18 protein-coding genes and 1 pseudogene are annotated in these 20093 nt (G+C 63.0%); 8 read left to right on the top strand and 11 right to left on the bottom strand.

Features of this window, described 5'->3' with window-relative positions; genetic code table 11:
• The first annotated feature begins 171 nt into the window (after positions 1-171).
• Positions 172-1044 carry an LLM class F420-dependent oxidoreductase gene (locus tag QMK17_RS15845; protein WP_283510231.1) on the top strand — a complete coding sequence of 291 codons (873 nt, stop codon included), beginning with the start codon at positions 172-174 and terminating at the stop codon, positions 1042-1044.
• Positions 1045-1048: 4 nt separating this feature from the next.
• Here QMK17_RS15845 and QMK17_RS15850 read toward each other — a convergent pair whose 3' ends face one another.
• The 5 genes from QMK17_RS15850 to QMK17_RS15870 all read right to left on the bottom strand — a co-directional run bounded on the left by QMK17_RS15850 (position 1049) and on the right by QMK17_RS15870 (position 4986).
• Positions 1049-1780, bottom strand: coding sequence for an SDR family NAD(P)-dependent oxidoreductase (locus QMK17_RS15850; protein ID WP_283510232.1), 732 nt, complete (start codon positions 1778-1780; stop codon positions 1049-1051).
• Positions 1777-2802, bottom strand: coding sequence for a phosphotransferase family protein (locus tag QMK17_RS15855; RefSeq protein ID WP_283510233.1), 1026 nt, complete (start codon positions 2800-2802; stop codon positions 1777-1779). Before QMK17_RS15855 ends, QMK17_RS15850 begins: the two co-directional genes overlap by 4 nt.
• Entirely contained in the window at positions 2799-4010 is a 1212-nt protein-coding gene (locus tag QMK17_RS15860) for an acyl-CoA dehydrogenase family protein (protein ID WP_283510234.1), read from the bottom strand. The genes QMK17_RS15855 and QMK17_RS15860 overlap by 4 nt, the downstream gene beginning before the upstream one ends.
• Before the next feature lie 87 nt (positions 4011-4097).
• On the bottom strand, positions 4098-4559 hold the full coding sequence (locus tag QMK17_RS15865) for an NUDIX domain-containing protein (RefSeq protein ID WP_283510235.1): 462 nt from the start codon (positions 4557-4559) through the stop codon (positions 4098-4100).
• Positions 4560-4629: 70 nt separating this feature from the next.
• The gene (locus QMK17_RS15870) at positions 4630-4986 is read right to left on the bottom strand and encodes a VOC family protein (protein WP_283510236.1); all 357 of its coding nucleotides are present in this window, start codon (positions 4984-4986) and stop codon (positions 4630-4632) included.
• A gap of 297 nt (positions 4987-5283) precedes the next feature.
• Between QMK17_RS15870 and QMK17_RS15875 the strand changes: the two genes are divergently transcribed.
• Entirely contained in the window at positions 5284-6525 is a 1242-nt protein-coding gene (locus tag QMK17_RS15875) for an ATP-grasp domain-containing protein (RefSeq protein WP_283510237.1), read from the top strand.
• 41 nt (positions 6526-6566) lie between these two features.
• Positions 6567-8561 (top strand): hypothetical protein, encoded by a 1995-nt coding sequence (locus tag QMK17_RS15880; RefSeq protein WP_283510316.1) that lies wholly within the window; start codon positions 6567-6569, stop codon positions 8559-8561.
• 52 nt (positions 8562-8613) lie between these two features.
• Here the strand turns inward: QMK17_RS15880 and QMK17_RS15885 are convergent, their stop codons facing one another.
• Together QMK17_RS15885 and QMK17_RS15890 are read right to left on the bottom strand one after the other, a co-directional pair.
• Positions 8614-9273 carry a YoaK family protein gene (locus QMK17_RS15885; RefSeq protein ID WP_283510238.1) on the bottom strand — a complete coding sequence of 220 codons (660 nt, stop codon included), beginning with the start codon at positions 9271-9273 and terminating at the stop codon, positions 8614-8616.
• A 73-nt stretch (positions 9274-9346) separates the two neighbouring features.
• A complete protein-coding gene (locus QMK17_RS15890; protein ID WP_283510239.1) occupies positions 9347-10648 on the bottom strand; it encodes a lipase family protein in 1302 nt (433 codons plus the stop codon).
• A gap of 217 nt (positions 10649-10865) precedes the next feature.
• Between QMK17_RS15890 and QMK17_RS15895 the strand changes: the two genes are divergently transcribed.
• Positions 10866-13196: a transketolase-like TK C-terminal-containing protein gene (locus QMK17_RS15895; protein ID WP_283510240.1), complete on the top strand. Its 2331-nt coding sequence runs from the start codon at positions 10866-10868 to the stop codon at positions 13194-13196.
• Here the strand turns inward: QMK17_RS15895 and dapA are convergent, their stop codons facing one another.
• A complete protein-coding gene (gene dapA, locus QMK17_RS15900) occupies positions 13197-14081 on the bottom strand; it encodes a 4-hydroxy-tetrahydrodipicolinate synthase (RefSeq protein WP_283510317.1) in 885 nt (294 codons plus the stop codon).
• A gap of 73 nt (positions 14082-14154) precedes the next feature.
• On the opposite strand from dapA, the gene QMK17_RS15905 reads away from it, so the two are divergent.
• From QMK17_RS15905 to QMK17_RS15920, 4 genes and pseudogenes are all read left to right on the top strand, one after another.
• The gene (locus QMK17_RS15905) at positions 14155-15081 is read left to right on the top strand and encodes a LysR family transcriptional regulator (protein WP_283510241.1); all 927 of its coding nucleotides are present in this window, start codon (positions 14155-14157) and stop codon (positions 15079-15081) included.
• Positions 15082-15124: 43 nt separating this feature from the next.
• Positions 15125-15592, top strand: coding sequence for a DinB family protein (locus QMK17_RS15910; RefSeq protein ID WP_283510242.1), 468 nt, complete (start codon positions 15125-15127; stop codon positions 15590-15592).
• 74 nt (positions 15593-15666) lie between these two features.
• Positions 15667-15948 (top strand): putative quinol monooxygenase, encoded by a 282-nt coding sequence (locus QMK17_RS15915; RefSeq protein ID WP_283510243.1) that lies wholly within the window; start codon positions 15667-15669, stop codon positions 15946-15948.
• 163 nt (positions 15949-16111) lie between these two features.
• Positions 16112-17566: pseudogene (locus tag QMK17_RS15920) on the top strand (APC family permease).
• 59 nt (positions 17567-17625) lie between these two features.
• On the opposite strand, the gene QMK17_RS15925 reads toward QMK17_RS15920, so the two are convergent.
• The 3 genes from QMK17_RS15925 to QMK17_RS15935 all read right to left on the bottom strand — a co-directional run bounded on the left by QMK17_RS15925 (position 17626) and on the right by QMK17_RS15935 (position 20044).
• Positions 17626-18081, bottom strand: a complete 456-nt coding sequence (locus QMK17_RS15925; protein ID WP_283510244.1) for a hypothetical protein — start codon at positions 18079-18081, stop codon at positions 17626-17628.
• Positions 18078-19331, bottom strand: coding sequence for a molybdopterin-dependent oxidoreductase (locus QMK17_RS15930; protein ID WP_283510245.1), 1254 nt, complete (start codon positions 19329-19331; stop codon positions 18078-18080). The genes QMK17_RS15925 and QMK17_RS15930 overlap by 4 nt, the downstream gene beginning before the upstream one ends.
• 92 nt (positions 19332-19423) lie before the next feature.
• Complete coding sequence (locus QMK17_RS15935; RefSeq protein ID WP_283510246.1) at positions 19424-20044, bottom strand: TetR/AcrR family transcriptional regulator; 621 nt, start codon at positions 20042-20044, stop codon at positions 19424-19426.
• Between the last annotated feature and the right edge of the window lie 49 nt (positions 20045-20093).

Here is a 20093-nt window from a genome sequence, read left to right on the forward strand (position 1 = left end):
TTCGACGCCGAAGCAATACGATCACCCGTCTTGGCGCGATTGTCATACCCCAGGATCATTCGAGTCGGGCATCGGAGCAAGGTGGTGGCAACACGCTGGCACACATTCCGAAACGGAAGGTAGTACCGCTGATCCCTGGGTAACCCCACGAGGGAGGCCTACCTTCGAGGCATGGAACTAGGACTGCACATCGCCGACTTCACCTTTCCCGGCGGCCCGCCCGCCCTCGCCGGCGACCTGTCGCGCATCGCCGCCGCCGCCGAGGACGCCGGCTTCGCCAAGCTCAGCGTCATGGACCACCTGTGGCAGATCGAGCCGGTGGGTCCTGTCGACACCGACATGCTCGAGGCCTACACCGCCCTCGGGTACCTCGCGGCCGTCACCGAGAAGGTCGACCTGCTGGCCTGGGTCACCGCCGCTGTCTATCGGGCGCCTGGCCTTTTGGCCAAAGCCGTCACGACGCTCGACGTCCTGTCCGGCGGACGGGCATACCTCGGCATCGGCGCAGCGTGGAACGAGGACGAGAGCGTCGGAATGGGCCTCGACTTTCCGCCTACCGCCGAACGCTTCGAGCGGTTGGAGGAGACCCTGCAGATCTGCCTACAGATGTGGAGCGAGGACGAAGGTCCCTACGAGGGAAAGCACTACCAGCTCGGCCGCACGATGAACGTGCCCCAGCCGCTGCGCACACCGCATCCGCCGATCCTCATCGGCGGCGGCGGAGAGAAGAAGACCCTACGACTCGTCGCGCAATATGCCCAGGCGTGCAACCTGTTCGGCGGACCCGACGTCGCGCACAAGCTGGAGGTTCTGAAGGGGCACTGCGACACTCTCGGTACCGACTACGACGCGATCGAGAAGACCGTGATGATGAGAATCGACCCGGGTGTCGACGGTGAGAACGTCGACACCGTGCTCGGACAGCTCGAGGAGATGTCGAAGCTGGGGGTGTCCCATGTTCACACTGGATTGGCGAACCTCGCCTCGATCACTCCGCTCGACATTGTCGGCGAGAAGGTCATTCCGGTGATCGCTGACTGGTAGAGAACTAGGCCCCGAGGCCTGCACCAGCCCGGGTGACGACGATTCTCGGGACGACCGCCCGCGACGACAGCTTCAGCACGCTCGTGGCGAGTTCGACGATGTCGTTCACTCGGATCATCGTCTCGGCTGGAATCGCATCCTTGGTCCAGTCGCTCATGTCGGTGTCGACGTAGCCGGGTGCTATGGAGGTCCCGGTGATCCCGTTGCCGCTCTCCTCCGCGTTGAGAGTATCGATCAATGAGAGCATGGCAGCTTTCGTCGCCCCGTATACCGCGAGACCGGATTCCGAATAGACACCGGCAAGCGAAGCCAGCGCCAGTACTTTCGCACCGCCATCGGGGTTCGCCTCGACGGCCTTGCGCAGCAGTGGAATCGAATTCTGCAGTACCTGAAACGGCGCCCGAACATTTACATCGAGCGTCTTGTCGAACCGGCGCATCGGGTAGTCCGCGATCGCCCCGGCGGTCCCGACGCCTGCATTGAGAACAAGTGCGTCCATGGCGGGGAAACGCTCGGCATGCGCCGCGACGATGAGGTCTGCGGCGTCTCGATCGGCGAGATCTGCTGCAACGGTCACAACCTCAGGCGCTCCGGCAGTTCGGAGCGTGTCTGCGACAGCACCGAGTGCGTCGGCGTTGCGGGCGGTAATGGTCAGCCCGTAGCCGAGTTCGGCCAGCCGCGTGGCGATTCCGAGACCGATCCCCCGCGAGCCACCGGTAACGAGCGCCGACTTCACGAGTTCTTTCCTTCGATTGCACGCAAACCGGCAGCCATGAATTCGTGAGTCGCCTCTGCGGCACCTGCAGCGCCCGCACCCGAGTCCGAACCCGCTCGGGCTCGGTGGGTGATGCCTTCGCCGATCACCCCGAGCTTGAAGTTAGCCAGGGCGAGGTAGAAGTTCCAGTCGGACAGCTCGTTACCTGATTCACGGCTGTACATCTCGGCCAGTGCATCGGCCGAGGGGTAGCGTGTGCTGGTCCACGCCGCCCTTACTCCGAGCACCTCGTCGAAGATCGGTTGCCGGTAGATGCACATCAATGCAACGTCGGTCAGCGGATCCCCGAGAGTAGACATTTCCCAGTCCACCACGGCAGCAATCGAACTCGGATCGTCGGCCTTCAAGATCACATTGTCGACCCGGTAGTCGCCGTGCACGATGCTCGAACGCGACGTCGCCGGCACCGCAGCTTGAAGCTTGTCGTGGAGTTTCGCCACGTCGGGAAGCTCGCGGGTCTTCACCTGTTCCCACTGCCGTGCCCACGTCTTCACCTGTCGGCCGACGAAGCCGTCGGGCTTGCCGAACGATCCCAGCCCGACTTCTCGGTAGTCGACGCCGTGCAAGAGTGCCAAAACTCGAATGAGCTCCTGGGTATTGCCCTCGATGTCTTTGTCGGACAGATCTTCCAGGTCCGAGTTCGTGCGGATTACTCGGCCCGGCTCGAACCCGACGACGGTCGTCGGGGCCCCGAGCACCGTTCCCTCCGCATCGAACGCAATCGTCTTCGCCACAGGTACATCGGTCGACTGCAGCGCGCTCGTGACAGCCCATTCACGTGCCATGTCATGCGCCGAAGGCGTCAGGCCGCTGGTCGGCGGCCGCCGTACGACCCACGCCGAGGCGTCGTCGTACGCCTTGAACGTCAGATTGGATCGGCCGCCGCTGATGAGCTCGACCTTCAGGTCGCCGGTCAGCGAGACACCACTGTCGATGAGGAACTTCGCGAGTGCCGGGGTATCCATGCCCTGTAGTTCGCTCATTTCGCTGCTTCCTTTGCTGCCTTCTTGGCTGCACCCACGACGCGTTTGGCGATGGCCCACCGGTGCACCTCGGACGGGCCGTCGTACACCCGGAACGGACGAACTTCACGCGAGAGCCGAGCCAGGGGGAGATCGTCGGACACGCCGAGGCCGCCACACATCTGAATGCTGCGGTCGACGATGCGGAAGATGGCCTCGGCCGCAAAAGTTTTGGCAATCGAAGTTTCGTTGCTCGCGTACAATCCCTGATCCAGCGCGAAACATGCCTGCACCAGCAATGCGCGCGTGGCAGCGATGTCGATTTCGTTGTCGGCGACCATCTTCTGCACCATGCCCAGATCGCCGAGCTTGGAGCCGAAGCCCTCACGCTGAGCAACCTGCGCGACGGCGATGTCGTGGCCGCGACGAGCGGCACCGAGCCACCGCATCACATGGGTCATCCGGGCGGGCCCAAGACGCACCTGGGCGTAGGAGAATCCCTCGTCGACGGCACCGAGGACGTTCTCGTCGGGTACGAACACGTTCTCGAAGGAGACCTCACAGTGGCCACCGATCATGGCCTTGTCCAGGGTGCCGATATGACGGACGATCCTGATGCCCGCGGTGTCGGCTGGAGCGAGGAACATCGTCGCGCCGCCGCGGTCACCGGGCTTGCCTGCGGTGCGCGCCATGATGATGAAGAAGCCTGCACCGTCGGCGCCGGTGATGAAGTACTTGCGTCCGTCGATCTTCCAGCCACCCTCCACCTTGACCGCGGCAGTGGTCAGTGCCGAAGGATCCGAGCCTGCACCGGGGGCAGGTTCGGTCATTGCGAATGCGGACCTCATGTCGCCTGCCGCGAGCGGTGCGAGAAACTGTTCCTTCTGAACAGCCGAGGCGATGTGCGCGAGCATGTGCACGTTGCCCTCGTCCGGGGCTCCGATGTTCAGCGCGATCGGCCCGAACAGCGAGTATCCGCCTGCCTCGAAAACCGGCGCGCGGTCACTCATGTTCAGCCCTGCGCCGCCGTATTCGATGGGCGCATGTGGCGCGAACACCCCTGCATCCTTGGCTGCGCGCTGCAGCGATACCCGCAGCTCGTCACCACCTGCGTCAGCGACGTTGCCGAGGAACTTGTCCTCGATCGGCAACACCTCGTCCCGGACGAACACTCTCGTCTTCTCGATCAGAGCCTGAACATCGGGCGAATAGGTCAGATCGATGGGCACGAAAGTCGCTCCTCGGATTTCACGGGCCGACCGAGCGATCGCTCGGTATTGAACAGGGTGGCATGCGACCGAGGGGCGCGTCAAGGCTCAATCCGATGCGCACTCGATCACACGGTCCAACAGAACGACCTGCGCAGCGAGCAGTTTGATACGCGCCTGTTCGACAGGGAACCACTCGATGCGATCGACCTCGGGGAACGACTGATGCTTACCCGACCTCGGCGGCCACTCCATCTCGAACGTGTTGCTCACCGCACCCGTCACGTCGAAGTCTGCCTCGATGGCGAACACCGTCACCACCTTGCCTCCCCGCTGCCGGACGACGGGCAACAGAACGGACGCCACGTCGGGCACCTCGATCCCGGTCTCCTCGGTGAACTCACGCTTCGCGGCCGACCACGGCTCCTCGTCGGTGTACTCGCCCTTGATCACCGACCAGGCCCCGTCGTCCTTGCGCGCCCACAACGGGCCACCGGGGTGTGCGATGAGTACCTCGAGACCACCGCTGAGACGGCGAAACGGCAAGATTCCTGCACTCTGCTTCGGCACTACTACCTCAATCCAGAAACACGATGCGCGAGCGGCCGTCTGCAGACCCGCCGCGCTCGAACCGACCCGCTCAGGCAGGGGCGCTGAGAACGCAGAACTCGTTCCCTTCCGGGTCGGCGAGCACTGTCCACGTCTTGTCCTCGCCCTGCCCGACGTCGGTGTGGACCGCCCCCAAACTCAGCAACCGTTCCACCTCCGCGGCCTGATCGTCGGGTCTGAAATCCAGGTGGAGTCGATCGAAGCCGTCCTTCGCCTCGGGGACACCCACGAACATCAACGCCGGGAAGGAATCTCGTGTCCGGCGAATTTCGACATCGCCATCCTCGTCGATCTCTGAAAAATTCCAGCCCAGTGCGGCTTTCCACCACTCAGCGAGGGCTTTCGGATCGAGCGAGTTGACCACGACCTGTTCCCATTTCAGTGACATGCGTTCATTGCACCACCGAAGAGCTTGGGTGTCACCTGCGGCATAGGGACGGAACCGTCGAGCCGGTGGGCGCGGACCGATGCAGGCTCGTCCAAGGAACCTGGTCGTGAACGGCCATCTCAGCGTCCCTCGGCCGGTTCGACGTCGACCGCGTGATCGTCGTTCCCCACGAGCTCCGAGAAGCCTGTGCAGCACTCGCCGATCGGTACGCCCGCACAGGGGGCTGAAACCGAAAAAAGCCCCTCTGTACGGTGGAAAGGACGACCTGACCTGAAAAAAAGATGGAAAGGACTTTGTATGCCACAGCCCGCAAGGCTGGAGAAAGACCCGAGCAAAGGCTACGTCGCACTGCTCGGCTGGAGTCTGGCCGCGGTGGAAGCGCTGGACAATTTCGACCGTCGTTACGTGGTCGTGGCACCTGAATGGGCCGAGCCGTACTGCACCGAACACGACATTCCGTACATCCCGTGGAACTTCGAACGACTCAACGATCGGTCGCTGGAGATCGCCGAGACGCTGCAGGACAAAGGCGTCGACGTCGCGATCCCGCTGTACGAGGAGACCGTCGAGTGGGCCGGTGCGATCAACTCCGTTCTTCTCGGCAACCCCCGCCTGTTCGGACAGGCGATGCTGCTGCGTGACAAGGCGCTGATGAAGCGTCGCGCACAGTTGGGCGGCATCCGCGTCGGAATCTTCGAGGAAGCCCACGACCGCGAAGACGTCATTCGATTCCTGCGCCGCGTCAACCAGACACTGCTCAAGCTCGACGGCGACCCCAACGATCCGATCCACCTCAAGGCTTTCGACAAGGCAGGTTGCCTCGGCCACCGCGTCATCAGGACCCCCGACGAGGTCGATTCCATCCCGGACGACGAATTCCCGGTACTGATGGAGTCTCATCTCGACGGCTGGGAATTCGCTGTCGAGGCCTGGATCCACAACGGCAAGATCAAGTTTCTCAACATCTCCGAGTACGTGACCCTCGGTTACTCGGTCTTCGTACCCGCGACACCGGAGCTGGAAAAGTACCGGCCGCAGATCACCACTCAGATCGAGAAGCTCATCAAGACCTTCGACATCGAGTTCGGGTTCATCCATCCCGAGTACTTCGTGACGAGCGACGGTGAGATGTACTTCGGCGAGGTCGCGTACCGGCCGCCAGGCTTCAAGGTCTTCGAACTCCTCGAACGAGCATACGGATTCAATGCGTACCAGGGCCTCGCGCTGGCATTCGATCCGAAGACCACGGAGGAGGAGATCGACGCCTTTTTCCCGAAGGAGGTCGTCGACGCCACCGGCATCGCCGGTTGCTTCGGTGTTTACCCCCGTCGACGCGTCGTCAGCCACCTCGAGATTCCGGAGGAGACGGCCGAGCACGACTACTACGAGACCAACGACTTGGCGGCTCCCGTCGAGGAAACTGTCACGAAGAGAACCGCTTTCGGTACACATTGGGGTCTGCTGTACTTCTTCGGTGAGGATCCATACGTCATGCGCGACCTGTTGAAGCATCAGGAAGAATTGGACTTCTACGTGTGAGGCAAGACTTCGGGGACGCTTCCAGTGGGCCGTCGCAATCGATGGACCCGGCGCAACAGACCGACCAGATCGACAAGGGGCTACTGTCGCGGCTCGCGCAGCTCGACAACGCGACCGAGGCATTGGCGTCGGCACCCGATTTTTCCAAGAACACCAAGGTGCCGCGCGTTCTCGACGCGCTGCACCGTGTTCTGACCAGGCCGGGCGGGTGCGCGGCTGTTCGTGACCGCGCAGCGGCACTCGACTCTGCTGGGCTCTTCCTGGGCACCGACTGGGCGAAACCGGACATTCTCGTTCCCGGTTTCGTCGGGCCGAGCCTGCGCAGCGGCGTCATCGATACCGTGCTGCTCGAAGCAACGAGTGAACTCCGCCTGTGCGCGATCGCCGCAGGCGAGTACGAACACCCGGCGGTCAGCGCCGACGACGCACGTAGGTTCCTCTCGCAGGTATTGGCGATGAACCTCGAAGTGCTGTTCTCGCCGCCGTCGGAGGCGGAACGGGTTCGGCTCGGACGCGTCGCACATCTGATTCGCGATCTGTTCGGCTACGTCGCCGACCAGATCGGGTACGCCAGCGTTCTCGGCGAGCTCGGCGAAGAAATCTGGCGAGTTCTGCGTCAACGCCCGATCCAGGTCGACCATGTCAAGGCGATGGTCACTCGGATCGCGGTCTATCGCGAGGATCCCGACGTCGATCTCGGTGCCTCCGGTCAAGGGCTCGACCGCTTGATCTCGGCGCTTTTCGGACCGACCGAGGCATGCCGCGAGGATCCGGGTGTCGACGTCTATCGATCTCGGCTCGATGCCATGGACACCGAAGCGCTGGAATTCGAGGCACGCGGATTTGCCCGAGCCATGCACGACACTGGGCTTGTATCTCCTTACCACGCAACGCTTGTTCGCTTTCTCATCGAGCACAACACGTATCTGCTCGGTGAGGCGCTCGGGGTATCCGAAACAGGCCGGACGTGTTTGCAGCGGTACCCCGAGTTGGTGCACTGCCTGATCAACGAAGCCGTACATCCGGAATCCGCGCAGTGCCTGTATGGAATCGCGTTGATGCTCGACCGCGGCATTCTGCACCAGCCGCCAATCGTCCCGTCGCTGTGGCGCCAGTTGGCGTTGCGACTCGCACCCGACGTTCGGCAACGACTCATCGACACATTCGGTCCGAGCCCGAGTCCCGAATCTCGCCTTCTGGGCGGTCTGCTGTCGATGCTCGGTCAGCCGTTGGGTGTCGGACAGGGAGACAACCCGACGTGTCAGTCTGCTCGGGCCCTGTCGATGTGGGCGTACAACGATCCCGACTATCTGCTCCAGATGCTCGTGTGGGCCGCTCGCGACGATGAGATCGTTATGCATTTCGAAGGACAGTCCCTGTCCTCCAACGACAGTGAGGGAGGCGTTGCAACGGCAACACCGATCGATCTGGACCCCGTCTCTCAGATCGTCGTCCCTCATCTCGACCGGATCTATGCGGAGATGGGTCGGCGCTGCGCGGACCGCCCCGGCGACCCTCACCGCTGGGTGAACCCAGAGTTCCACGGCTGGTGGTCAGCTCGCGGCTTCCATATCAACGTCGACGTCGAGACCGGCGATCTGATCGATCTCGACGAATTTCTGCGAGGGTTCTACGCGTCGTACCACCTGGAATACAACGGTGGCCAACCGTTGATTCACCCGCAGCCTGCGGGCATTGCTGCCACCGACAGTGCAGCTCGCTACGTCGGTTGGCACGCGATCACCGTCCTGCGGGTTGCCCCCGATCCCGACGCCGTGATGCGGGTCTATTTCTTCAACCCGAACAACGACAGCGGCCAGGACTGGGGCGACGGCGTGGTCGTCGGGACGTCGGGCAACGGTGAGCGGGCGGGCGAAGGCTCACTTCCGTTCGAGCAGTTTGCATCCCGGCTGTACATCTATCACACCGATCCGCTCGAGCACGGTGAGCCAGACAAGGTTCCGGCAGCTGACATCGAGCGCGTCATCGGTTACATCGAACGCAGCTGGGGCAGTGAGCGACTGCGTCGCATGTGAGTGAAAGTACGTCCCCCGCGACGTATTTCCGCGCACGTGCGGCGGAGCCGCCTCACCGCCGAACCACCAGACCCAACGCAATACAGCCGGTGGCGGCGGAGACGAGCGGCCCGAGACCAGGCGCCAGCAGGATCGACACGGCGCCTGCAAACGATCCGGCCACCAACGCTGCGATCGCACCGAGACGCAGGGCGAGGTACTCCGTTTTTCCCTGGGCCAGGTCGTCGACGACGTTGACCATCGTGCCGGTGACGAACGTCGTCGACAGTCCGCCGCCCACCGCTGAGGTGCGCGCAACCACCGTCTGAAGCGCCATCGCCGACGCCGACAGTGCGACAAGCACATCGATGACGACTTCGGCGGGCGGATTGTCCAGAATCCACCAGGCAGCAAAAGTTCCTACTTGAATGGCAGCAGCAAGCGCGAGGAGCACCGTCGTCGACCTGGTGGGTGTGGCCGTAGAGGTGTGCACGTAGCGAAAGCCCGCCAGCAGCACGACGAAGAACACCGCGATCGCTATCGCAGCACCGACAAGAGTGTCCAGATACTCCTCACGGCCGACGAGCCCGACCAACACCAGGTTGCCCGTCATGTTCGCGGTGAAGATGCCGCCCAGCGACAGGAAAGCGAACGCATCCGTCGCGCCTGCTCCGAACGACAGGACCAGCAGTAGCCAGGGTGAACGCAGATGCGAGTCGGTCGGGGCGGTCATTTCCGTGACTCTAGTGGCGCGCGACTCCAGTGTGGCGCGTCGACGGTATCGAGACTTCGGACAAACGGATGCCTCAGAGGCGACGGCCGAACACTGCGAGTGTCGCCGACCACGCCAACGCGAAGAGGTCGCGGACGGCCCCGAGCGACAACGCCGTCGACCAGACTGTCGTCACTCCCGACGCAGGCAGCTCGCGTCCCTCGAATCGGTCTCGCAGCCAATCCAGGGTGAGAGGCGCCGAGAGTGGGTGTAGCGACAGATGCTCGCTGAGCCGGTCACGTAGATAAGTGACGTGCACACCGTTGTCGAGGTAGCGATGGACCTGGCCATCGACGTCGTCGACGGCGATGATCTGGTCGTGCACGGCCTGGATCACCAGCATCGGGACCGACGGCGCGGTCCGACCCGGCTGTATCGCCTGGAAGACCTCAAGAATCTCGGGCTTGGCCAGCAGATCGGCGAGCGGGATGTCGATGTATTTGTCCAGGTCGTGTCTGGCGAGCTTGCGCACGGCTGCGACGGTGGTCATGTCGTCGACGGAGTCGAGCAGCGCAAGACCGTCGGCGTTGACGTGGGTACGGACCAGGCGATCGAGATCGGGGTATGCCCGACGCAGACCCTCGACGACCAGGGTCGGAAGTCCTGCGTGCAGGGTGGCGTTGAGCCTGGTGAACGCCGACGCCGGGTCACCGACGGGCGAGCCGAGAGCAGCTCCGACGATGTCGATCTCGGGCGCGTACTCCGGTGCCATCTCCGCTGCCCACGACGTCGCGAGCCCCCCGCCGGAGTAACCCCACAACCCGACCGAGGTGTCGTCCGACAGGCCGAGCGGCGTGAAGCGCAGCGACGCACGTACAGCGTCGAGAGTGCAGTAGCCGGGTTCGCGCGGTGTACCCCAATGCCCTTGCGGTCCTTCATGATCGGGGATCGTGATCACCCATCCGCGGCGGAGAGCATGCAGCACGAGGACGAACTCGAACTGCGGGACGGCGCCCCATGCCTTTGCTCCACGCTGGAGCGCGTACGAGGGGAAACAGGTCGACGAGACGGCGTCGATGGCGCACTGGTACGACAGCAGGCGCGGGATCTCGGCGACGCTCCCCCGCTGCATCAGAACAGTCGTGACGCTCACCTGCGCCACGCCGTTGAGGTCGGTGGTCCGGTAGAGCAACTGCCACGCATCGACCTGCTGAGGAATGGATCCGTACAGGGCGACCTCGACCTCGCGGTGACGAAGGACTGTCCCGGGCTCGTGCTCTTCGAATCCTTCCGGGGGTGAGTAGAACGCGTCGTCGTCGGGCAGCGTTGCCCGCCGGGGCCGAGGCGATTCCTCGGCCTGCCACGGCGTACTGCCGGTATCCCTGTCGACGCTCATTAACACTCCTGTTTCTCCAGAACCCGAGTATCCGAGTCTTTCCGTCACAGTAACCGTGGCTGCTGTTCGCTGGCCGTTGGCATACGCAGCGTGATCATGCCGGTCCAACCGGGTGCGTGCCAACTGTGCAGGATGCACGATTCTCTAGCCGCCGATTGTGCAACACACAAACGAATGGTCGACTGATGCAGTGGTGCCCACCCGAGGAGCGGCCAGAATGACCAGCATCGTCCCCAGTGACAAGGACTCGACCAACGAGGCGAACGACCCGTTGCACGACATCGCAGAGCACATCCTGTGGCTCGCGACCTCGATGATTCATCATGCGAATCGCGTCAGGCCGAACCCAAGCGGCTTGAAGGTCGGCGGCCATCAGGCTTCCTGCGCCTCGATGGTGTCGATCATGACGTCGCTGTGGTTCGAACAGTTGCAGCCGGGCGATCGAGTGTCGGTGAAGCCGCACGCATCGCCGGTTCTCCACTCGATCAACTACCTCCTCGGAGAACTCGACGAGACCTATCTGACGACGCTCCGCTCGTTCGGCGGGCTTCAGTCCTATCCCTCCAGGTCGAAGGATCCCGACCCGGTGGACTACTCGACAGGGTCCGTCGGAATCGGTGCAACCGCACCCATCTGGGGTGCCATCTCCCGCCGTTACGTCGAGACGAGCTTCGGCGGGGCCGGAAGCGGGCGCCAGTACTCGCTCGTCGGCGATGCCGAGCTCGACGAGGGTGCAGTGTGGGAAGCCATCGTCGACCCCGGCATCGCGGAACTCGGCGAGGTCGTCTGGATCGTCGACCTGAATCGGCAGTCTCTCGATCGGGTCGTCCCGAACATCGCCGCTCGGCGACTGGAGAAGATGTTCGACGCCGCAGGCTGGCAAGTCATCACCGTCAAGTTCGGCGGCCTTCTGGAATCGCTGTTCGTACGCCCCGGTGGCGGCGCCCTACGTAACCGCATCACGGGCATGCCGAACCCGGAGTACCAGCGGCTACTGCGTTGCAGCGCTGACGAACTCCGTACGCGGCTGCCAGGAGACGGCCCCGAGGCTCAGGCGATCGAGGCATTGATCGCCGACCTGCCCGGCACGACTCTGACGGAAGCAATCCGCAACCTCGGTGGCCACGATCTGCCGGCATTGCGCAAGGCATACGCGGAGATCGACGACACACGACCGACAGTCATCATCGCTTACACGGTCAAGGGATTCGGACTACCGACACAAGGGCATCCCCAGAACCATTCCTCGCTGCTGACGGTCGAGGAATACGATTCGCTTGCAACAAGTCTCGGGAAGAATGCGGCAGCGCCGTGGGAACGCTTCCCCGACGACAGCCCGTCGGGACGGATCATCGGCGATGCAGCGATTCGCTTACGTCGTGATGCGATAGCTCTCTCGGAGCCGCCTGCCGTGCCCACCGACATCGGCCGCACGCCGAAAGGAACCGCGACAACCCAGGCCGCGCTCGGACGCACGCTCCTCGATTTGACGCGCGAAGCCCCTGCCGCCGCCGAACGCGTCGTCACCGTCAGCCCCGACGTCAGCTCGACGACGAATCTCGCCGGATGGGTGAACAAAGTAGGCGTCTGGTCCGCTATCGAGCGGCGCGACTGGTTCGACGATGATGCCGAGACGATCATGCACTGGCGTGAGAATCCAGCAGGACAGCACATGGAACTCGGGATCGCCGAAACCAACCTGGTAGGCCTGATGGGTGAGCTCGGTGCGACGTGGAGTCGTTGGGGGCAGCCACTTTTTCCGATCGGAGTGATGTACGACCCCTTTGTCGAGCGCGCCCTCGAACCGTGGTCGTACGGCATCTACGCGGGCGGCCAGTCCATTCTGGTCGGGACACCGTCGGGAATCACTCTTGCCGCCGAAGGCGGTGCGCACCAGTCGATCAAGACGCCCTCGATCGGCCTGGAACAGCCCGGTTGCGTCAGCTACGAACCTGCTTTCGCGATCGATGTCGAGTGGACCCTCCTCTCCAGCATTGCACAGCTCGGACGCCCCGACGGCACCTCGGCATATCTACGGTTGTCGACGAGGCCCGTCGACCAGACGTTGGCCGATGTGCCGGCGGATCCCGCTGCGCGAGAACGTCGTCGGCGCCAGGTGGTGGCGGGCGGGTATCCACTCGTTCGCCGCGAGGACGCCGTCGTGACGATCGTTTCGATGGGTGCGCTCATGACCGAGGCATTGGCGTCGGCCGCCCGGTTGGACCAGATCGGAATCGCGGCGAACGTTCTGTGCATCACCAGCCCAGGCCTGCTGTGGGAAGCGTTGCACGCTCGTCAAGGGCGCAGCGAAGGACCGAGCTGGATCCTCGACCAGCTGCTCCCGGCCGAGCGAGCAACGCCGATGGTGACGGTTCTCGACGGCCATCCTCACACCCTTGCATTCCTGCCGACGGTCAACAGGGTTCCCTCGATCTCGTTGGGTGTGAGCAGGTTCGGTCAAGTCGGTTCGCTCGACGAGGTCTATCGGTACCACGGCGTCGACACCGATTCGATCGTCCGAGCGGCACTGGATGTGATCGGTTACTGATCAGGACGTGACAGCCAAAGCGTCCACAATCAGTCGTCGATGCTCCGGCAGGGCATGGAGCAGCGGCAGGCGCACAGCAGGGTCGGCGATGATTCCGACCTCGGCGAGTGCAGCCTTGGCCATGATTGCCCCCTGCGAGGTGCGCATCACTGCATCGGTGAACGGCAGCAGCGAATTCTGGATCGACCGTGCGGCGGCTAGGTCGCCCTCGCGTACGGCTCGGATCAGTCGACTATTTCGTTCGGCAACAACGTTTCCCACCACACTCACCAACCCGATGGCGCCGATGGCCAGATACGGCAGGTTCAGTTCATCGATCCCGCAATAGTATGCAAGCGAAGTCGCAGACATAACCGACATCGCCTCGAACAGATCACCTTTCGCATCCTTGACGGCAAGGATCAGCGGATGAGATGCCAACTCGATCAGGGTCGACGCTTCCATCGCGATACCGGTGCGCGCCGGAACGTCGTAGAGCATCACAGGCAGATCGGTCGCATCGGCCACGGCTGTGCAGTGGGCGATGATCCCGGCTTGGGTCGGCCTCGAGTAGTAGGGGCAGACCAGCAGCAGCGCGTCCGCGCCGCACTCCTGTGCACGCCGAGCCCGCTCGATGCTGGAAGCAGTGTCATAAGTACCGACACCGGCGATCACCCGCGCCCGTCCTGCCGCGCGCGTAGCAACCGTGCGAACCAGCCACGCCGACTCGGCATCGGTCAGAGTCGGCGCCTCACCTGCAGTTCCTCCCACTACGATGCCGTCACAACCAGCCGCGATCAGGTGGTCGACCAGGCGGTCCAGGCTCGTGTCGTCGAGGCTGCCGTCGTCGTTCATCGGCGTCACCATGGCGACGAGGTTGGAGCCGAAGTGATGTTCTGGAGTCATGTCGATGATCATCCGTTGAAGAACTGCATTGGTCCACCAATGCTTTTTCATCGATATTGCATAAGATTGCTTCATGATCGATGTTGCGGCATTGCACGCACTGCGGACGGTGGCAGCACTCGGTACCCTCGCCCGTGCCGCCGAGGAACTCGGGTACACCGCCTCCGCCGTGTCTCAGCAAATCAAACGACTGGAACGCCAGGTTGGCGTCGACGTCATCTCCCCCGCCGGACGTGGCGTGGTGCTGACGCCGGCGGGGCAGGCAATCGTCAACGCGGCACCAGAGGTGTTTCAGGCCCTCGAAAGATGCACGCAAGCAGCACAATCCGTAGCGGACGGTACGCCGCGCGGAACACTTCGGATCGCGGCCTTCTCCACTGCCATTCGCGGCATGGTGGCGCCCGCGCTGGGACGGATGCACCTCGAATTCCCCGATCTGCGTGTACTCGTCACCGAGCAGGATCCCGATCGGGCGCTCCACAGCGTCGACTCCGGCTCCGCGGACGTCGCCCTGGTTCACGACGCCGACGGATTGCCCGTGTCGGTGCCGGCCAACCTGAACCAACGTGCACTGCACGTCGACATCGGCGACATCGTGATGCATCGCGAGCATCCACTCGCGAAACACACTGCGCCGCTCCGGGGTACCCATTTGTCCGGCCACGCGTGGGTAACCAGCCCGCCGGGCACCGTCTGCCACCAGTGGTTTCGGCGCCTGGTTGCGGACCTTGACGAAGCTCCCGACGTTCGGCACCTGGTCGACGATTTCGCCAGCCAGCTTTCGCTCGTGGCATCGACTGGTGTCGTCGCCCTCATTCCTCGACTCGCGCGCCCACCGCTGGGAAGTGATCTGGTCGCCGTTCCCCTGCATAGACCCCCAACTCGGGAAGTCCATGTAGCGTGGCGTCGCAGCGCCGATGCCAGCCCGTCCATCCGGGCTTTGGTCACCGAACTGTCGAAGGCGCACCTCGCACCTCGGGACAGAGACTCTCGACTCTGACGATCCGTTGCACACAGCATCTGGTGCATGCAAAGCTAACGGTGTGAATGAGCTCGATATCATGCTCGACGAAAACCGTTCAGCGCTCGTTCGATCCGTTGCGCGTCTGACGGACGAACAAAGCCGTCGGCGTCTTGTGCCTTCTCTCACCACTCCAATTGCACTCGTCAAGCACTGCGCTGCAGCAGAGCGAGTGTGGTTTCAACGCACAGTGGCTGGAATAGCCGAGTCCGAGTGCGATGGTTACGCCGTTGGCGACGACGCTGGTTGGGCGGTGGGTGCGACCGAGTCACGTCGTTCCGTCACAGAGGAATTCGAGGCCGCCGCCCACCGCTCGCGCGAAATCTGTGCGGGGCGGGTGCTATCGACCGACTACGTCCACTACCGACGCGGTCGCGTCACTCTGTTCTGGATCAAATTGCACATGATCGAGGAGCTCGCCCGGCACGCCGGGCATGCCGACATCCTTGTCGAACAGATCCTCGCGAGTGAAACGCGGGTTGGGGCGTAAGCGTCAGCTCCCACAATCGTGCAACCACGACACGGCCGCCGATGAGTTCTCGACGCCGCTCCGGTCAACACTGCATGATCATCGTCTCTGGATACCTGACCGTGAACCCCACCGAACGCGCGAGCTACCTCGACGGTTGCGTCGAGGTGGTCCGTCTCGCGCGCGCCGCCGATGGGTGCCACGACTTCGCACTCGGCGCGGATCTCTCGGATCCCACCCGTGTCAACGTCTACGAACGCTGGGCCAGTCAAGCGCAACTGCATGCATTTCGTGGGTCCGGCCCCGACGACGGTCAGCAGGCCGCAATCCTGGGTGCCGACGTGCGCGAGTACACGGTGAACGAGCTGCAGTCCTGATCTGATCTCCCCGGCCACGAACACAGTCGAATATCCTGCAACACATTTTGATTTGAATTCGGACATTTACTCTCACCCTCAGGAATGAGGTTCGTCGGTTTCGGCGACGAGCCACCATCGTCGCCGATAGCCTTCCAGCGACATTCCTGCCGGCAGGCACGGGATGCACTTCGAGCCATGCGAGGTGTTCATGGTGACACGGACCCAATCGAACGAGCAGCCCGAACTGAAGAGGACGCTCGGTTCGTTTCAAGTGTTCGCGATCTCGTTCGCGTTCATCTCGGTGGCGGTCGGCGTCTTCGCGACCTACGACGACCTACTGCGCACTGCGGGTCCCGTCGGCATCTGGTTGTGGGTCATCGCAGCCGTCGGCCAGACTTTGGTAGCGCTTGTGGTGGCTCAGTTCGCCGCGAGGATCGCGCTCAGCGGGTCCTCTTACCAATGGGCTTCGCGTCTTGCCAATCCGAAGGTCGGCTAAATGTTCGGATGGCTCACCTTCTGGTATCTGGCGATAGCCGTCGTGGCAATGGACAACGCGATGGCGAGTCAGGCCTTCATGCCGCTTGTCGGAATGAACCCGGACGAGGACACGGCGAGGCTGATCACGGTGATTGTTCTCGTCGTCCAAGCCCTGCTCGTGGTTGCCTCGACCCGCTTGCTCGGCATGGTCACCTCCGCGGCTGTCGCGATCGAGCTGGGCATCATCGTCGTCGTGGTGGTCGCCCTCGCCGCCGTCTTCGTGTTTCAGGGCGGCGGCGATCTCGACAATCTGACCTCGCGCGGGATCACCGCGGGCGATAGCGACTACTTCGCCGTCGGCGGCGGTCTCATGGCCGGCATGATCATGGGACTGACCACCCTCGTCGGTTTCGACTCCGCCGCCAACCTTGCCGAAGAAGCCAAGGACCCCTTCCGCAGCGTCCCGCGCGCTATCGTCGCGTCCGTGATCGCCGCGGCAGTCACCGGCATGCTCTTCCTCATAGCACTGACCGTCGCCATCGACGATGTCACCGCGACGAGCACCAGCGGCGCTCCGATCGCCACGATCATCGAAGACCGATTGGGACCGGTGATGGAGAGAATCCTGCTGAGCGGGCTGGCGTGCGCGATGTTCGGAGCGGGAATGGTCGTGATGGCCGCGTGCTCACGGCAGGTGTTCTCGATGGCACGCGACAAGCGGTTTCCCGCGCACTCAATCATGCGTCGTGTCAGTCCGCGGACCCGAACACCGATTCCCGCGACGATCCTGATCCTGGTGATCGGAATCGTCCTGATGGTCGCGCTTCCCGGTGATGCCCTGATCCAGCTCATTGTCGGCTCGACGATTCTGCCTGCCCTCATCTACGGCGCGACGGTCATCCTGTACCTGGCGGTACGAAAGAGATTGGACCGCAAGGAAGGTGGCTTCAGCCTCGGTCGCTGGGAACTACCGGTAGCCGTGTCCGCTCTCGTCTGGGTGGTGTTCGCGCTGTTCGTTCTCGTGACGCCGAGCGATGCGACAGTCCCGAATCTGATCGTGGTCGGCCTGATCGTTGTGGGTGGCATCTACTTCGCGTCGATGCTGACTTTTCGCCGCGAGGTTCTGGAGACCGAGCCCGCGTTGCCCTCGGAAGTCTGAGCCGGCTCGGCTGGCAACGTTGCCGTCGCGGTACACCGTTCGAGCACCCTTTCGTCGAATTACGATCGAAAGCGGTGAACCACGGCCCGCGCCGCGTAAAACAGCCCGCTTGCCACGAAGAGGGCGACCACCAGCAGCAACCACCTGACTGCGAACGGTTGCTGAGTGAGCCCAGTGGCTGACTCGTAGGACACGCTGCCCTGAGAGATGATGCCGGGGAAGAACAGAAGCAGGCTCAGTCCCGCCCCCAACGCCGGTATCCGAACAGCGTTGACCCAGCGCCCAAGACCAACAGCGAGCCCTCTGTCGACCAGGGAATACAGCGGAAACAAGACCAGGTCGTGAAGCAACGCTGCGCCGACGAACCAGACTGCGATGGACTGCCACCACACGGCCTGGTTCCACAGCGCCGGAAAACCGATACTGAACACGACCGACAGCCCGACGGCGAGACAGAACGCGACCGCAAGCAGATGCAGTGGGCCTGCTCCGTACAGCTTCCGGAAAGTGGTCATGCCGAAACTCCCTTGAATTCGATGGAGTCGACCCATTTCGTTGTATGGACTCCGGGAACGCCGGGAATCATGATCCTGGCCGGAAAGCCGTGATCGAGTGACAACTCGGCGCCGTTCACGCGTAAGGCAAGCAGCGAATCCGGATGCAAAAATTGCGATTCGGTGAAGGTCACGTGATTGAACGTTCCCGATCGTTCCAGCGAACGCACCTCGGCGGTGTCGATGGACCGGACCCCCATCAACGCTGCAAGATCGATCAACCGCACCCCGGTCCACGTCTGCACCGTCGACCAACCCTCCACGCACGCGATCGGCAGATCAACGGTATGCAGGGTCATGCGCTCGAGGCTCTCACGACTCAACTCGAGCGTATCCTCTCCCGCAAGCACCGCCAGTGCCCACTGGTCGCCGACCTGATCTTCGGTGATGCCGGCCGATTTTGCCGTCCGATTGATCTGAAAGTCGTTGGGGCCGTTGCCATACGAACGGCCTCGGGGAAGCAGAATAGCCGCCGAGCGGAGAAACCCTCCGGTCGTCTGGCCGACGCTGAGCACCGCGACGAACAGCGCGCCGCCGCCCACCAGAGCGAGTGCACCCCGCCGACTCACCGTTGCCGGAGACGGATCCGGTGATGCCAGACCCGTATCGTCATCGGAATCGACGACGGTCTCGTCCACCCTGATTCTCATGACCTCGAGAAACGGCTTGGTTCTCAACGTCTTCCACATGACCGGAAACTTCAACACCACATGCGCGAGAAATCCGCCGATGAACACCCAGGCGCCCCAGTAGTGCGCGGTGTAGAAGCTGAATCCGAACAAATAGTCGTACTGAATGTTGAGTACGCCGGTGGCGATCTCGAACAAGATTCCACCGACCAAGGCGAGCAACGATATTCGCTCCAGCAGATGAGCGAGGCTCCGGATCGGGGGGAATTCGAAAAGCTTCGGTATCACCGACCACAACTTGGCCAACACGATCGGAACCATGATCAGCCCGAGCCCCACGTGCAGACCTTGGGTGAGGCGATAGATCCACGACGGACTCGACGGCCAGTCGAATACAGGAAAGTGCATCCATCCGACGTCGCCCGGCATCGATTGTCCGAACCGCGGCCCGTAGGCAACCCACGACAGCAATCCGGTGACCGTGACGACGGGAAGGGCTACGAGCAGAACGGCTCCGAGTACGGAGGTGAACCACACGCCTCGGATCGGGCTACGAAACTTGGGCATCGGAGCACGAGCCATGAGGTTGTCCGATCTCGATGAATGTACCCGATAGTACAATTGGTACCAGACTAGCCCAGCCGCGCCATCCTGACCAGTACTGCCGCGAACTTCTATCGTTTCGCTCGCCCACGCTCACTGCGGCGACGAATCGAGTCCACCGCAGCACCGAGAGTGTCCCGTAGCGGTTGAACATCACCGGTTATGCGAGCAAGCAGCATCCCGCCTTGCAGCGCGGCGATGAGCATCGACGCGCACGCTGCAGGATCGGTGTCCACGTCGAGTTCTCCGCGTTCCGTCATCGCGCGTAGGCCCCGTTCGAGCGGTTCGGCCCACGTCCGAAAAGCTGCATTCAGTGCGGGGACGAAAGCCGGATCGTTCTTGAGCTCCGCGGCGAGAGAACCCAGCGGGCAGGCGAACGGCCCACCCGGCTGTTCGTGGGCGCGCACGACGTCCTCTGCCCAGGCATCGATGTCATCGAGACCCTCGATGTGGGCCAATAACGGTTGCGCAACGAGCACGCGTTCGAGTTGCCGCACAATGACTGCGTCGACCAGATCCGATTTGTCGGAAAAGTAGTGGTAAAGCTGCGACTTGCCAGTCTCGGAGGCAGTCAGAACGTCGTCGATGGTGGTGCCCGCCACCCCGCGTGAATACATCATCGTGGCTGCGGCGTCGACGATGGCTGCCCGGGTTCGCCGCCCCTTGGCCGTCCTCGGTAGCTCTTTGGTCACGACACGACCCCGCCTCGGCGGGCATTATCGGCAATCACCGATCAAATGT

It is taken from the genome of Rhodococcus sp. G-MC3 (assembly GCF_030063335.1).
In the GTDB taxonomy this organism is placed as follows: domain Bacteria; phylum Actinomycetota; class Actinomycetes; order Mycobacteriales; family Mycobacteriaceae; genus Rhodococcoides.